This window comes from Rufibacter psychrotolerans (genome assembly GCF_016924645.1).
Classification (GTDB): domain Bacteria; phylum Bacteroidota; class Bacteroidia; order Cytophagales; family Hymenobacteraceae; genus Nibribacter; species Nibribacter psychrotolerans.
On sequence record NZ_JAFFJV010000011.1, the window covers coordinates 1 to 15,061 of the forward strand.

At 54.1% G+C, this 15,061-nt stretch carries 13 protein-coding genes; 6 read left to right on the forward strand and 7 right to left on the reverse strand.

The features are described 5' to 3' along the window. Positions 1-92: 92 nt before the first annotated feature. Positions 93-506, reverse strand: coding sequence for a hypothetical protein (locus tag JT718_RS11005; protein WP_205502644.1), 414 nt, complete (start codon positions 504-506; stop codon positions 93-95). 102 nt (positions 507-608) lie between these two features. Beyond that, positions 609-1,847, reverse strand: coding sequence for an HD domain-containing protein (locus JT718_RS11010; RefSeq protein WP_205502646.1), 1,239 nt, complete (start codon positions 1,845-1,847; stop codon positions 609-611). Positions 1,848-1,980: 133 nt separating this feature from the next. Here JT718_RS11010 and porX point away from each other — a divergent pair, with 133 nt between their 5' ends. Genes porX through JT718_RS11025 form a run of 3 tightly spaced genes read left to right on the forward strand, consistent with a single transcriptional unit; the run spans position 1,981 to position 5,219 of the window. Beyond that, positions 1,981-3,543, forward strand: coding sequence for a T9SS response regulator signal transducer PorX (gene porX / locus JT718_RS11015; RefSeq protein ID WP_205502647.1), 1,563 nt, complete (start codon positions 1,981-1,983; stop codon positions 3,541-3,543). After that, positions 3,536-4,015, forward strand: coding sequence for a tRNA (adenosine(37)-N6)-threonylcarbamoyltransferase complex ATPase subunit type 1 TsaE (tsaE, locus tag JT718_RS11020; protein WP_205502649.1), 480 nt, complete (start codon positions 3,536-3,538; stop codon positions 4,013-4,015). Before porX ends, tsaE begins: the two co-directional genes overlap by 8 nt. A gap of 31 nt (positions 4,016-4,046) precedes the next feature. Next, the gene (locus JT718_RS11025) at positions 4,047-5,219 is read left to right on the forward strand and encodes an alanine dehydrogenase (protein ID WP_374729167.1); all 1,173 of its coding nucleotides are present in this window, start codon (positions 4,047-4,049) and stop codon (positions 5,217-5,219) included. 210 nt (positions 5,220-5,429) lie between these two features. Here the strand turns inward: JT718_RS11025 and JT718_RS11030 are convergent, their stop codons facing one another. The 5 genes from JT718_RS11030 to JT718_RS11050 form a co-directional block, all read right to left on the reverse strand. Beyond that, the gene (locus JT718_RS11030; RefSeq protein ID WP_317195503.1) at positions 5,430-6,332 is read right to left on the reverse strand and encodes a flavin reductase family protein; all 903 of its coding nucleotides are present in this window, start codon (positions 6,330-6,332) and stop codon (positions 5,430-5,432) included. A 99-nt stretch (positions 6,333-6,431) separates the two neighbouring features. Beyond that, positions 6,432-6,602: a hypothetical protein gene (locus JT718_RS11035; RefSeq protein WP_205502651.1), complete on the reverse strand. Its 171-nt coding sequence runs from the start codon at positions 6,600-6,602 to the stop codon at positions 6,432-6,434. A gap of 262 nt (positions 6,603-6,864) precedes the next feature. Then, positions 6,865-8,142, reverse strand: coding sequence for a fumarylacetoacetase (gene fahA, locus JT718_RS11040; RefSeq protein WP_205502653.1), 1,278 nt, complete (start codon positions 8,140-8,142; stop codon positions 6,865-6,867). A 579-nt stretch (positions 8,143-8,721) separates the two neighbouring features. After that, a complete protein-coding gene (locus JT718_RS11045) occupies positions 8,722-8,991 on the reverse strand; it encodes a NifU family protein (protein ID WP_205502654.1) in 270 nt (89 codons plus the stop codon). Positions 8,992-8,995: 4 nt separating this feature from the next. Next, positions 8,996-10,099 carry an Mrp/NBP35 family ATP-binding protein gene (locus JT718_RS11050; RefSeq protein WP_205502656.1) on the reverse strand — a complete coding sequence of 368 codons (1,104 nt, stop codon included), beginning with the start codon at positions 10,097-10,099 and terminating at the stop codon, positions 8,996-8,998. A 196-nt stretch (positions 10,100-10,295) separates the two neighbouring features. On the opposite strand from JT718_RS11050, the gene dnaG reads away from it, so the two are divergent. From dnaG to JT718_RS11065, 3 genes are all read left to right on the forward strand, one after another. Next, positions 10,296-12,272 (forward strand): DNA primase, encoded by a 1,977-nt coding sequence (dnaG, locus tag JT718_RS11055; protein WP_205502658.1) that lies wholly within the window; start codon positions 10,296-10,298, stop codon positions 12,270-12,272. Then, positions 12,269-13,297: a potassium channel family protein gene (locus JT718_RS11060; protein WP_205502659.1), complete on the forward strand. Its 1,029-nt coding sequence runs from the start codon at positions 12,269-12,271 to the stop codon at positions 13,295-13,297. Before dnaG ends, JT718_RS11060 begins: the two co-directional genes overlap by 4 nt. Before the next feature lie 445 nt (positions 13,298-13,742). Next, on the forward strand, positions 13,743-14,945 hold the full coding sequence (locus tag JT718_RS11065) for a bifunctional 3,4-dihydroxy-2-butanone-4-phosphate synthase/GTP cyclohydrolase II (protein WP_205502661.1): 1,203 nt from the start codon (positions 13,743-13,745) through the stop codon (positions 14,943-14,945). Positions 14,946-15,061: the final 116 nt, after the last annotated feature.

A 15,061-nucleotide genomic window follows, 5' to 3' on the forward strand; every position in this document is an offset into this window, starting at 1 on the left:
TGCCCCCCTCCGTTTTCGGGCGGGTTTTTTCGTTTCCTTTAAAGAGTAGAAAAGTAGGCGAATAGTAAGCCTCCGGGTAAAAGGACCATTCTTTAGTTACTACTTGCTGTTGGTCCTTTAAGCCAGTGGAGTGCCTCTTCTTTATTGGAAAAGGTGCGTAGGGCTATGGCAAAATGGATCTCGTTCTTTGCTTCCTCTATTTTGGTCTCCCGTGTCTCATTTAGTGTGAGCACCCGGGCTAATTTTTGGAGCCGGGTAGAGGTCAGGTTCCTGCCAAACTCTTTTAAGACTTCCTTGTACTCATCTGCGGATATTTCAAGGGTAGACTTGGTGGTGTCAACCATCAGGTTCTTTATGTCATAGCTTCTTACGTGGTCAACTACTATGCTCAGGCTCTGCCGTAACTCAGGAATTAAGTATTCCTGTACATCTGGCCAGTTTATATAAAGAATATCATAACCAGGATCGTAGTCTAAGGTTAGTAGGCCACTCTTATAGATAATCATACGGTATGGTGAGCTTCGTTATTGGTTGTGTTTGTTGGTGCGTTTTGGGCGTGTTTTGGCTGAAACAGGGCAAAAATGGAATTGCTTCTAATCTGTTGTGGACTAAAGGCTCATTCTGGTGATCTCCTTGGGGTAGCAGACGTAATATTTCTCTACTTTTTTGCTTAGTGCTTGAATATTTGGCAGATCAGAAGCCACCGCTACATCTACTACCAGGCTTTGTTTAGTGAGCACATTTATGTTTTCCCCGCCCGATTCATAGGCATTGTTGCTGATCTTACCTTCCACTACCAGGTAATGGGCTTCTTCTGCCGAGATATCAAAGTAATCTTGCGCCAGTTCCCTGATTCCTATTAAGAAGTCCTCCTCAAAAGGAGTGGGCGAGAGCATGATCTTGAACAGCTTCCGCTCCAGCATACACGTGGAAAGATAACTCAGAATCTTGTCGGTGTGCTCTGCCCAAGCTTTAATGCCGCTCCAGACATCATAATCATCCAGAGACACGAACCGCTTCAGGATGGTTGGGTCCCGCTCAAAGTCCAGGATAGACAAGCTCTCGCGTAAGAAGAATTGCAGGTTTGGGCTGCCGGGCACGTCAATACCGTTCTGGGTCAGTTCACGTGCGCGTTGCATGATCTTCATCACCATCTGCTCGGCACTGGTCACGGTTTTGTGCATGTACACCTGCCAGTACATCAGGCGGCGGCTGACCAGGAAATTCTCAATGGAGTAAATGCCCTTTTCCTCCACCACCAACTGGTCCTCGGCCACGTTCAGCATTTTGAGCAAACGGTCTGCGCCTATCCTTCCCTCAGAAACGCCGGTGTAAAAGCTATCCCTGTTCAAATAGTCAAGTCGGTCTACATCCAGTTGGCTGGACACCAGCTGGTGGAAGAAGTGGCGGTGGTAATTGTCGGTGAAGATATCTATGGCCAGCTGCAGCCTACCATTGAATTCCTCGTTGAGTAGCTCCATGATGTGCAGCGAGATCTGCTCATGCGGCACCTGATCAAAGATAGCGGTCTCCAGGGCATGCGAGAAAGGGCCGTGCCCCACGTCATGCAGCAAGATGGCCGCCATGGAGGCCTCACACTCTCTGTCGGTAATGATGTTATCTTTGCCACTCAGGCTCTGCAGGGCTATGTTCATGAGGTGCATGGCCCCTAAGGCGTGGTGGAAGCGGGTGTGCAAGGCTCCTGGGTACACAAACTCTGTCAGGCCCAGCTGTTTTATCCGGCGCAGCCGCTGAAAGTAAGGGTGCTGGATAATGTCAAACAGCAGGTCAGACGGAACCGTGATGAAGCCGTAAACCGGGTCGTTGAAGATTTTTTTCTTATTCAAGATAACTTAGTGCTTCTTGTGTCCGTTGTCGGTTAATGACAAGGCGTGTATTATATAGTATTAACTATATTTTTAGAGATTTGTTTTCCCGTTTTACAGCCTTAAAACCCTAACTACGAAATAATTTAGAGCCATGCAAAGATATACTATTTTGTGGGCGGACGACGAGATTGACCTTCTCAAGCCCCATATTCTCTTCTTACAGGAGAGAGGCTATGACATTACTCCCGTGAACAGCGGGGCCGATGCCGTAGAGAAGGTGCAGGAACAAACCTATGACATTGTTTTCCTGGACGAGAACATGCCGGGCCTCAGCGGATTGGAAGCCCTGAGCGAGATAAAGGCCGCCCGGCCTACCCTGCCGGTGGTCATGATTACCAAAAGTGAGGAGGAGCACATCATGGAAGAGGCCATTGGTTCTAAGATTGCCGATTACCTCATCAAACCCATTAACCCCAACCAGATCTTGCTTTCCATCAAGCGCATCCTGGACAACCGCCGCCTGGTAGAGGAAAAAACCAACAGCTCTTACCAGCGCGATTTCCGCACCCTGGGCATGGCCTTTGGGGAGCGCCTGAGTTACCAGGAGTGGGCCGATGTGTACAAGAAGCTGGTCTTCTGGGAACTGGAGATAGCCGACACCGAAGGCAAGAGCATGGCCGATGTCATCAACATGCAGAAAGATGAGGCCAACACCAACTTCGCCCGCTTCATTGAGGACAACTACGAGGAGTGGGTGAACGACGAAGCAGACGAGATTCCGCTGATGTCGCACCGGTTGTTCAAAGACCGGGTGTTCCCCATCATGAAGGAAAGTGCCCAGCCGGTGTACTTTGTCCTGATTGACAACCTGCGCTACGACCAGTGGAAAGTGCTGGAACCCATCATCACCGATTATTTCAACGTGGAGCAGGAGGAGATGTACTACTCCATCTTGCCTACCACCACCGCCTACGCCCGTAACGCCATCTTCTCGGGCATGCTGCCCGCCGACATTGCCAAGCGCTACCCTAACCTGTGGGTGTCCGATGACGAGGAAGAAGGCAAGAACCTGCACGAAGAAGATTTTCTGCAGATCCAGTTCCAGCAGAGCAACATCAAAGACAAGTTCAGCTACCACAAGATCACCAACAACACGGCAGGCAAAGAGCTGCTGGCTAAGTTCAGCAACCTAGACAACAACAAGCTCAACGTCATTGTCTACAACTTCGTAGACATGCTCTCGCACGCCCGTACCGACATGCAGATGATCAGGGAACTGGCCGCCGACGAGGCCGCGTACCGGTCGCTCACCCGGTCCTGGTTCATGCACTCGCCCTTGTTTGACACCCTCAAGGCCATTGCCGACAAGGGAGGCCGCCTCATCATCACCACAGACCACGGCACCGTGCGCGTGAAAAAGCCGTTCAAGATTGTGGGAGACCGTAACACCAACACCAATCTGCGCTACAAGCACGGCAAGAACCTGGGCTTTACCGAGAAAGACGTGCTGGTGTGCCGCAAGCCCGAGCGTTTCCATTTGCCCAAGAGCAACGTGTCCACGGCTTACGTGTTCGCCATGAACGATGATTTCTTTGCGTACCCCAACAACTACAACTACTACGTGAACCACTACAAAGACACGTTCCAGCATGGCGGGGTGTCTCTGGAAGAATGCATCATTCCATTTGTAACCCTTTCTTCTAAAAATGCCTGACCAGCGAGCGCTTCAGCACACCATCCAGATTACCTCCAAAGCAGATCTGCCCCGGGCCGCCGCTGAATTTTTAGCGTTTATCGGCCAAAAAAAGATAATTTTGTTTGAGGGAGAGATGGCCGCCGGTAAAACTACTTTTATCAAGGAGATATGCGCCCAGAAAGGGGTGCGGGAGCCGGTGAGCAGTCCCACTTTTTCGTTGGTAAACGAGTACGAGGCCACTGGTGGGGAACTCATTTACCATTTTGATTTTTATAGGGTCGAAAATCAGGCCGAGGCCCTGGACATAGGAGCGCTGGAGTACTTTGAGTCCGGTAATCTGTGCCTGATTGAGTGGCCCTCTAAAGTGGCTGATCTCTTGCCCCAGGAAGGGGTGGAGGTGCGGATTGAAACCGGTGAAACCGAGGAAGCGCGTATTATAAGTTTGAGAGTATATGATGGAGGAATTGACGGAGAAGAACGCCGGGTTTGAGGCCCTGTCCAAAGCAACGGCCCGCGGGCTGATGCCCAAGGAGTCAATGCTGGCGGTGGAGACCCGTAAACGGAGCCTGTTCATAGGCATTCCAAAAGAATCTTCTTTGCAGGAAAACCGCATTGGGCTCACCCCCGAGGCGGTAAAACAGCTCACCGACAACGGGCACGAAGTCTGGATAGAGTCGGGGGCGGGCGCTCCCTCCAAGTACTCAGACCATGAGTTTTCTGAGGCCGGCGGGGTCATTGTCTACTCCACCAAGGAAGTGTACGAAGCCGACATCCTCCTCAAGATTGCGCCGCCCACCTATGATGAGATGGAGTACTTCAAGCCGGGGCAGACGCTCATCTCGGCGCTGCAGTTGGGCAGCCTCACCTCTGAGTATGTAAGCGCCCTTTGCCGCAAGAAGATCAACGCCATCTCTTTTGAGCTCCTAAAGGATAAATCAGACTCAAAACCCGTGGTGCGCGCCATGAGTGAGATTGCCGGCAGTACCGTCATGCTCATTGCGGCCGAGTACCTGAGCAGCAGTAATGAGGGCAAAGGCGTTATCTTAGGCGGCATTACCGGCGTGCCGCCTTCCAAAGTGGTGATCATTGGGGCCGGCACCGTGGCCGAGTACGCCACCCGCGCCGCCCTGGGGTTGGGAGCCGAGGTAAAAGTCTTTGACGACCACTTGTACAAGCTGCGCCGGCTCAAGCAGAACGTGGGCACGCAGCTGTTCACCTCCACTCTGGACCACACCATTCTGCACAAAGAAATTCAGGATGCCGATGTGGTGATTGGCGCCGCCATTGCCGATGAAGGCCAGGTGCCCTGCATGATCTCAGAAGACGTGGTGGCCAAGATGAACCCGGGTTCTGTGATCATTGACGTGAGCATTGACGAGGGCGGCTGTTTTGAGACTTCTGAGATGACCACGCACAAACGACCCGTGTACCGCAAGTATGACGTAATCCATTACTGCGTGCCCAACATTCCGTCGCGGGTGCCTCGTACGGCCACCAAGGCGCTGAGCAACATCTTTACGCCCATGTTCCTAGAGATCTCTAAGTACGGCGGCGTGAACGAGGCCCTGTTTACCCACGAGCATTACCGCAGCGGCGTCTACATCTACAAAGGCAGCCTCACCAACGCGGCCATCGCCAAGAAATTCAACATGCGCTACAAGGAGCTAAGCCTCATGATCGCCGTGCGCAACTAGGAGCAGGATTTGCAGGATCAATAGAATTTTCAGGATTGGGGTAGTCCTTTTTGTAAAAAGCCGTTTGGGGCCTGTTTTTAGAAAAACAGGCCCCAAACGGCTTTTTAGATGTACTGCTATTTGAAGAGCAGATGAGGCTCTGCGTTTTTAACTAACGAGACTGCTATTTTGGAGCGATTTTCCTGAAAGTAGCTATGAAGCAGCGAACGGTTACTTGCTGAGTTCAGCCACTAGCAGGGCTTGCCATGCTTCCTGTACCCGGCCCTCCTCCAGGAACCGTTGTGCCAATAGATGGATTTGTCGCTCCTTCTCACCGGGATTGTCCTGGTATTTGTGGGCCAGGTACTGGTAAATGGGTGCCTGAGAGAATCGCTGGATTTCTTCTGGCGAGGGCAGTACCTCTGTGTTTCCCAGGCGGGCCAGGTTGTTACCGGTAAGCACGGTGCTGGTCCTGATGGCTACGGGCAGCTGGTCTATGCCGATGCCCTTGCGGGAAGGCTTAGGCAGCTCAAACAAGCTGTCGGGGATGCCGCGCAGGTACCAATCGCCGCCCAGACGGGCCACCGCATCTAATTTGAACGGGTCTATGGTCTTGCCGTTTGCGCCTAACACTTCTTCCCTGACATGGAGCAGCAAAGCCTCACAAATGACCAGGTTGGCGGCACCTCCTTTGTCTCCAATGGGTTTCACTTCCAGCACCCGGCACTCAAAAGCGGCCGGCGCCTCCGCCACCCGGGGAGGCTTCACCAAACTGGAGGCAACGGGGGTGAGACCTGCCTTCACAAATTCATTCACGCCTTTGTCATACTCAGTGCTGGCCAGGGACATCTGCTCTACCAGGGCATAATTGCCGATGTTGATGACCACTTCTCCCGTCTCCAGCACGTTGTCCAGGGTGTGTTTGCCGGTATTGTCCCGTACCCGCCGCGCCGGAGAGAAAATCAAGACCGGTGGGTTGGAGCCAAAGCAGTTGAAAAAGCTGAACGGACTCAGGTTCACGTTCCCCGCTTCATCAATGGTGCTGGCAAACGCAATGGGCCGAGGCGCAATGGCGCCCAGCATTAAACTATGAAACTCAGCGGTAGGCAACTCAGCAGGGTTGAAGGTCTTCACTTTTTCAGATTTGGAGATGAGGAGGTTTGAAGATGTGGAAATTTTGGGATATGAGAATGTAGGAATTTGAAAAGGTGGAAGTTTAGAAAATTAAAGATCTTATTCTAAGTTTTTGGAAGAAAGCAAAAAGGGAACTAGCCCTTGCAGCGTGGTTTCACCAGCAAGCAGGAAGGAGCCTGAGGTTGGATTGTTGGTGATATCACCAACAATGGTGATTACTAACGATGGTGAAGATTTGTAGCGTTGGAAAACAAAGAAGCGCTGGTGCAAGCATCCGTTGGTATCTGCTCATGTTCTTGGTGCGTCCGTTTTCAGGCTGCTTTAGCAAAAGCAGGCTTAAAGCAGGAGTATTCGTAAATATGGCTGTCTTTGCAGTTCCTACTTACATGTTTTCTAACCTTACCGTGCGTGCACGGCTACCGCGGGCACCTGCGCCAGTCTTTTTAGAATTCTAAACCCTACATCTTCAAATCTCCCCATTTACAAATTTCCAAATCTCCTCATCTTCAAATCACTCTTTTCCAAATCAAGGTTAAATCGCTGGCAGAATTTCGGTGCGGACTTCGCCGAAGCCTATCCTGATGCCGTTCTTCTTGGTGTAGCCCCGCATGGTAATGATGTCTCCGTCTTGCAGGAACTTGCGTTCTGCGCCGTTTGGTAAAACCAAGGGCTTGGTGCCGCGCCAGGTGAGCTCCAGCATGGAACCGTATGACTCAGGCGTAGGGCCGCTGATGGTGCCCGAGGCGTACAGGTCGCCCACCTCAATGTTGCAGCCGTTTACGGTGTGGTGCGCCAGTTGCTGGTTCATGTTCCAGTACATGTACTTGAAGTTAGAACGGCAGATCACCGCCTCCTGGGGCTGGTCGGGGGCTTGCAGTGTCACTTCCAGGTGGATGTCCAGGTTCTTGTCACCGCTGAACTCCAGGTAAGGCAGCACTTTGGGGTCTTGGATGGGCCCGGCTACCCTGAACGGCTCCAGGGCATCTAAGGTGACCACCCACGGCGAGATGGAAGAGCCAAAGTTCTTGGCCAGGAACGGCCCCAGCGGAACGTACTCCCACGCCTGAATGTCCCTGGCCGACCAGTCATTGAACAGGACCAGACCGAAGATGTATTCCTCGGCTTCCTCCGGAGTGAGGGACGTGCCAAGCTCAGTCGGCTGGCCGGTGATAAAGGCTACTTCCAGCTCAAAATCCAGCTGATTGGTAGGACCGAAGAGCGGGGCAGGAGCATCGGCGGGTTTGGTCTGGCCTTTGGGGCGCCGGATGGGCACCCCCGAGGGCACAATAGAAGAGGCCCGGCCGTGGTAACCAACCGGCAGGTGTTTCCAGTTGGGCAACAGGGCATTGGCCGGGTCGCGGAACATGCTGCCCACGTTGGTGGCGTGCTCCATGCTGGAGTAGAAATCGGTGTAATTGGGCACCTGCACGGGCATAAGCATCTGCACGTCTTTCTGCTTCAGGAGGCACTCGTTCATGAGGGCCCGGTTATCCCGTATCTCGGGGTTGTCGTTGCGCAGCAGCTCAGAGATGCGGTCGCGCACCTGGCGCCAGATGGTTCTGCCCAGGGCCATGAAATCATTAAGGTACGGACGGTGGAAAACGGTGGGGTCTTCCAGGTCCAGCATGTCAAACAATTGGTGCTGCGTGAGCACATACACATCCAGCACGTAGTCGCCAATGGCCACGCCCACCCGCGGGTCCCGGTCTGCGGCCTGAAACACCCCAAACGGAAGGTTCTGGATCTGAAAATCGGAGTCGGGGGCAATCTGTATCCAGGAGTGCAGCGAAGGGTCGTTGGCCTTGATCATAGGAGAACACGGGTAGGTTGGTAAACAAAGATAGAAACCTATACGAGATTCGGAAATGCCCTTGTTAGGAAGACAGCAGCACCGCTTACTTAGGCAATCAAAGGCAGCAAGCATTTTTGCGCCGCTTCCAGGAAAATAGCCCGAAAACAGGTGTTCGCCGCCCCAGTAGCTTGCTCCCCCTCAACTGGCGCGAGTCTGAGACCCGTGCCTTAAGATGAAAGGTAGTCTCCGGACTACCTTCGCTGCCCCGCAGCGAGGGCACGTTTTGCTGAGCACTTCTGCTTGGCCTGCTACAGCTGCTTGTGTGATACAAGGGGCCTCTTTGATGCAAGAAAGCGCATCCATTTTAGGGGAATTTCAATAATGCTCCTGATCCCAGGCGAGTATGGAGCGTCCACTTCACCTTACATCATCAGACCAGAGGCTCGCGCCAGTGACGTGAAAGGCTCTGAATAGGGCACTGCTTTGCAGCGTGTTTTCATGGTGTTTTCCAGAAAACAGGCCCAAAACAAAACACCCGCCGTTTACAGAAAAGCCTCTGCAAACGGCGGGTGCAACAAAGAATTCTATCAGATCAGGTTACACGTCCATGGGGGTGAGGTTCACGGCTTCAATGCCTTTAATCTCGGGCACGGCGCGCATGATGGCCTGTTCAATGCCACCCTTGAACGTCATGGCAGACATGGGGCAGGAGCCGCAGGCACCCATCAACTCCAACTGTACAATTTTGTCTTCGGTGATGTCCAGGACCCGTACGTCGCCGCCGTCTGTTTTCAGGTAGGGGCGAATAGAGTCTAAGGCTTGCTCCACTTGCTGGAGTAGGATCTCGTTCAGTGCGTTCTCTGCCATATTGTTACGCTTTAATTTCTACTACTTTGGTTTTCGCCATGCTGGCATTCCGCACAGAAACCTGACGGGCTACCTCCTGGGCCAACTGCTCAAACGCCTGGGTGGCCGGGCTGCCTTCCTGCAAGATCTGCGGCGTACCCTGGTCGCCGTTCTCGCGGATGCTCTGCACCAGCGGCACTTCCCCAATGAATGGGATGCCATAGCGCTCTGCCAGTTCCCGGCCGCCGCCCTGTCCAAAGATATAGTACTTATTCTCTGGCAGCTCAGCGGGAGTGAAGTAAGCCATGTTTTCTACCAGGCCCAACACCGGTACGTTGATCTGCGGCTGCCGGAACATCTGCAAGCCTTTCACCGCATCGGCCACGGCCACTTTCTGGGGCGTAGTCACAATGATGGCGCCGGTTACCGGTACCGTCTGTACTAACGTCAGGTGAATGTCGCTGGTTCCCGGGGGCAGGTCAATGAGCAAATAATCCAGTTCGCCCCAGTCTACCTCGGTGATGAACTGCTTCAGGGCCGAGCTGGCCATGGGGCCGCGCCACACCACGGCGCTCTCGGCCGGGGCCAGAAAGCCGATGGACATGAGTTTGATGCCGTATTTCTCAATAGGCTCAATGAGGTTGCGGCCGTCTGGGGTGCGGTACACGGCCGGGCGGGCCGTCTCCACGCCAAACATGGTAGGCACCGACGGGCCCGAGATATCGGCATCCACCAAACCAACTTTGGCACCGGACTGGGCCAGCGCCACGGCAAGGTTAGAGGTGACCGTAGACTTACCCACGCCGCCTTTGCCGGAGGCCACGGCAATGATGTTCTTCACGCCTTTCAGGATGTTGGCATTGTCCTGGCGGGCCGAGGTCACGCGGGAGGTCATGTTCACCGTTACGTTGGCCGCTTTGTCTACCATGGTATGGATGGCGCGGATACAGGCGTTCCGGATCAGGTCTTTCAGGGGGCAGGCGGGGGTGGTCAAGATCACCGTAAAGGAGATATCCAACCCGTTTATCTGTACATCCTCAATCATGTTGAGGGTCACTAGGTCCTGGCCCAGGTCTGGTTCCTCTACGTAACTGAGGGCTTTTAAAACATCTTCTTGGGTAATAGCCATATGTTCTGCAGCGCTAAATTCGCTGATACAAAGGTACAAACTATCTGTTTAACAAGCTACCAGAAGCCGTTTTAAGGCTGGTTTACAAAAAGTAAGGCCAAAACGGGGCTGCTTCGCGGCAACCTATTGCCCGGCTGGTGGGTGAGAATCACGGCGTAAAATAAGTATCTTTGTCTACCGCTTACCCCAGAGTACCATGGCCCTGATAAAGAAAGAAGTTGTTGATAAGATCATCCAGCAAGCCGACATAACGGAAGTGGTGGGCGATTTTGTGAGTTTGAAGCGCAAAGGCCAGAACCTGTGGGCGTGCTGTCCTTTCCACCATGAGAAATCGCCGTCGTTCAGCGTGGCGCCCAACAAAGGCATTTACAAGTGCTTCGGGTGCGGCAAGGCGGGCAACTCGGTGCAGTTCATCATGGACATTGAGGGCAGCAGCTACGTGGAGGCGCTCAAGTACCTGGCCAGGAAGTACAGCATTGACCTGGAAGAGGACCAGAGCCCGGCGGCCATGCAGGCCCAGAACGAGCGCGACAGCCTCTACATCCTCTCAGATTTCGCGAAGCAGTACTTTGTCAACGCGCTGCACAAGAACGATGAAGGGCAGAGCATTGGTATGCCGTACTTCAAGCAGCGCGGACTCTCAGCAGCCACCATCCAGAAGTTTGAGCTGGGCTACAGCCTTGATTCCTGGGATGATTTTACCAAGGCGGCGCTGGAGAAAGGCTACCAACTGAAGTACCTGGAAGAGACCGGCCTCACCATTGTGAAGCAGGAGGAAGGCAAGCAGTATGACCGCTTCCGGGGCCGGGTGATGTTCCCTATCCAGAACGTAAGTGGGCGTACCATCGGTTTCGGGGCGCGCACGCTCAAGTCCAACGACAAAAAATCACCTAAATACGTTAACTCGCCGGAGTCGCGCATCTACCACAAAAGCGATGTGCTCTACGGCATGTACCAGGCCAAGCAGGCCATAAGGCAGGAAGACGAGTGTTACCTGGTGGAAGGGTATCTGGATGTACTTTCCCTGCACCAGGGCGGCATTGAGAACGTGGTGGCTTCCTCAGGAACGTCTTTAACTGAGAACCAGATCAAGCTCATCGGCCGGTACACCAAGAACATCACAGTGTTGTATGACGGCGACCCCGCGGGTATCAAAGCCTCGTTGCGCGGCATCGACCTGATTCTGGAGGGCGGCCTGAACGTGAACGTGGTCCTGTTCCCCGATGGCGATGACCCTGACAGCTACATCCGCAAAGTAGGCGACACCGCGTTCAAAGCCTACCTCAAAGACCACAGCCGCGACTTTATCTCTTTCAAATCTGAGCTGTTCGCGCAGGAAGCCAAGGACAATCCGGTTAAGAAAGCCGAGGCCATTAGAGAGATGGTGGTGTCCATCGCCAAGATTCCCGATGCCATCAAGCGTTCGGTGTTCCTGAAGCAGTGCAGCATCCAGTTCGGGATTGACGAGCAGGTGCTCATCTCAGAATACAACAAGATTGCCCTCACGGAGCAGAGAGCTTCCCGGCCAGCGCCCAGTCCAGCTCCGGCGTCCTACGCGCCCGGCTCTTTTGAGGAAATGGCGGCAGAAGCTGAAGCCGCGGCAGCGGCCGAGGCGGCCATGTACGAAGAGGAGGAGACGCAAAGCACCGGCGACAGTGACATGCTGCGCCGCCGTGAGCGTGAAGTGATCCGCTTCATCCTCAACTACGCCGACAAAGAAGTGGAGGAGGGCCTCACCACCAGCCAGTTCATGCTGGGCGAGCTGGAAGACATAGAGTTTAAAACGCCCATCTACAAGCGCCTCTTTGATTTGTGCCGCCTGAAACTGGAGCAGGGTTTTCTGCCCACCGCCTCGGAGTTCATGCAGCACGAGGACAAGGAAATCCGCACGGAGGTGGTAGACCTGCTCAGCGAAAAGTACGAGTTGAGCAAAGGCTGGGCCACGCACGAGATCATTGTGCCCCACGAAAGCGATCTGGTCACCTACGGCTCCGAGCGCGAGGTGCTTCGGCTGAAATGGCGCAACGTGCAGCTCATGATCAAAGACCACATGGAGAGCCTGCAACACCTCACTGATGCCGCCGAGCTGGACAAAACCCTGCGCACCATCAAAGCCCTCAAGGATTTTGAGAAGCAGATTGCCGACCTATTAGGCATTGTGGTGAGCAGATGAGGTGGCGCCATCTAAAACTGCACCGCTTCCTCTGGGCATTTGGGCTCATCATTGCCAGCCTGATCACCGGAGTAGGGGCGTACCACGTTTTGGAAGGCTACTCTCTGGCAGATGCGTTCTACATGACGGTGATCACCATCTCCACCACCGGATTCATGGAGGTGCAGCCGCTTTCCCCCGAGGGGCGCCTGTTCACCTCCATCTACATTCTGGTGAACATCGGGATCATCGCGTACACGGTTTCTGTGGTGACCACCTACCTGTTTGAGGGCGAACTCAGGTCCATCTGGAAAAACTATATGAACGAACGGGAAATCAAGCGCTTTTCAGACCACGTCATTGTCTGCGGATTCGGGCGGAACGGCTCCAAAGCTACCCGCGACCTCCTGGCCCAGGGCGAGCGCCTAGTGGTGGTGGAAAGTAACCCAGAACTGATCACGGATTCATCGTTGGGGCAGGGGCGCCTGAATTACCTGCACGGCGACGCCACCGAGGATGAATTGCTGGAGCGTGCCGGCGTGCGCCAGGCCAAAGCGCTCATCACCACCTTGCCCAAAGACGCAGATAACGTGTTTGTGGCCCTCACCGCCCGGGGGCTCAACCCCCACCTGCAGATCATTGCCCGCGCCTCAGAGAAAACCACCCGGCAGAAACTGCTAAGGGCCGGAGCCAATTACGTGGTCATGCCAGACGAGATTGGCGGCAGCCACATGGCCAGTCTCATCACCCAGCCCGAGGTCATCCACTTCCTGGAACTCCTGAACGGCACCGGACCCAACAGAATGCACCTGGAGGAAGTACACCTGGACCGGCTGAACCAGGACGTGCGCGGCCTGTCTGTGCGGGAACTGGATTTGCGCAACCGCACCGGCGCCACATTGATTGGCATCAACCGGAACGGGAGCGAGTTCCTGGTAAGCCCAGACGCCGATACCTGCCTGCAGGCCGGTGACGTGCTGATCCTGTTGGGCTCCCCGGCCCAGATCATGACCTTCACCAGGTTGTTTTCCAGCCGGGAATCCTGAGGCGGTACCCGCTGCCTGACCTCTTGGCACCTCTCTGCGTTTTAGGCTTGTTTTCCCAAAAAACAAAGCAAAAACAGCCCATCTTTTCAAGAATCTAAGAGCAAGAAGGTTTGTACTTCCTTTCGGGTTGTTTTTGAGCTGATTTCCTGAAATCGGGTTTAAAAAGCCCTGGCTTTTGTAGCCGTAAGTAACGGCAGCTCAACCAGAACCTTCTCTTTCGTTGGTGCACGGGGCTCGCCTACAAAAAGGTGAGGCTGTGCCCTGATTTTCTCAGATTATGTCACCAAAAGCACGTAGAATTTGTTTACAAGAAAGCAAGTATCCCAAGCGTTAGCGCCTTGTAGAAGCGGGAGAGAGCAAACCTGTCAAAAACCTCTATCTTTGCGCGCTCAAAGGCGAACGTTTGCCAAACTGGCTGGCTTGCCGCACAGTAGGAGAAAACACCATGTTAGATAAAATAGAAGACGCAATAGAAGATATCAGAGCCGGGAAAGTAGTGATTGTGGTAGACGACGATGACCGCGAAAACGAAGGCGATTTTATCTGCGCGGCGGAGAAAATCACGCCCGAGATCGTCAACTTTATGGCTACCCACGGTCGGGGCCTCATCTGCGCCCCGCTTACTGAGGAGCGCTGCGATGAACTGGAACTGGAACTGATGGTGGGTCGCAACACCGCCCTGCACGCCACACCGTTCACCGTGTCGGTAGACTTGCTGGGGCACGGCTGCACCACCGGGATCTCGGCTTCCGACCGCGCCAAAACCATTCTGGCCCTGGCCGATCCTAAGACCGATCCGGCCTCGTTGGGCAAACCCGGCCACATCTTCCCGCTGCGCGCCCGCAAAGAAGGCGTGATCAGGAGAGCCGGCCACACCGAAGCTGCCGTTGACTTGGCCAAACTAGCCGGGTTGTCGCCGGCCGGGGTGTTGGTGGAGATCATGAACGAAGACGGTACGATGGCCCGGATGCCCGATCTGGAGAAAGTAGCCGAGCGGTTCAACCTCAAGCTCATCTCCATCAAAGACCTCATCAAATACCGCCTGCAAAAGGAAAGTCTCATTGACCGCGAGATTGCCGTGGAGCTGCCCACCGACTGGGGCAACTTTGACCTGTACGCCTACACCCAGCGCAGCAACAACGCCAAGCACCTGGCCCTGGTGAAAGGCACCTGGGAAGAGGACGAGCCCATCTTGGTGCGCGTGCACTCTTCCTGCGTTACCGGTGACATTTTCGGGTCTTGCCGCTGCGACTGCGGACCACAGCTGCACAAAGCCATGGAAATGGTGGAGAAAGCCGGCAAGGGCGTGATTGTGTACATGAACCAGGAAGGCCGCGGCATTGGCCTCCTGAACAAACTCAAAGCTTACAAACTGCAGGAACAAGGCCTGGACACCGTAGAAGCCAACCTGCAACTGGGCTTCGGGACCGATGAGCGCGATTACGGCGTAGGCGCCCAGATCCTGCGAGATTTAGGCGTGACCAAAATGCGGTTGCTCTCCAACAATCCGCGCAAGCGAACGGGCCTCATTGGGTATGGCCTGCAGATTGTGGAGCAGGTGCCCATTGAGATAGCGCCCAATCTGCACAACCAACGGTACCTAACCACCAAAAGAGATAAATTAGGTCACCTGATTCTGAAGAAGTAAAGCAAAAAGCGGAGGAGAAATCTTCCGCTTTTTGCTTTAGCAGCCCTTAGAGCTTGCGGTTTATAGATTTACTTCTATATTTATAAAGTACAAGTAATAACAAAAATACTTTTATC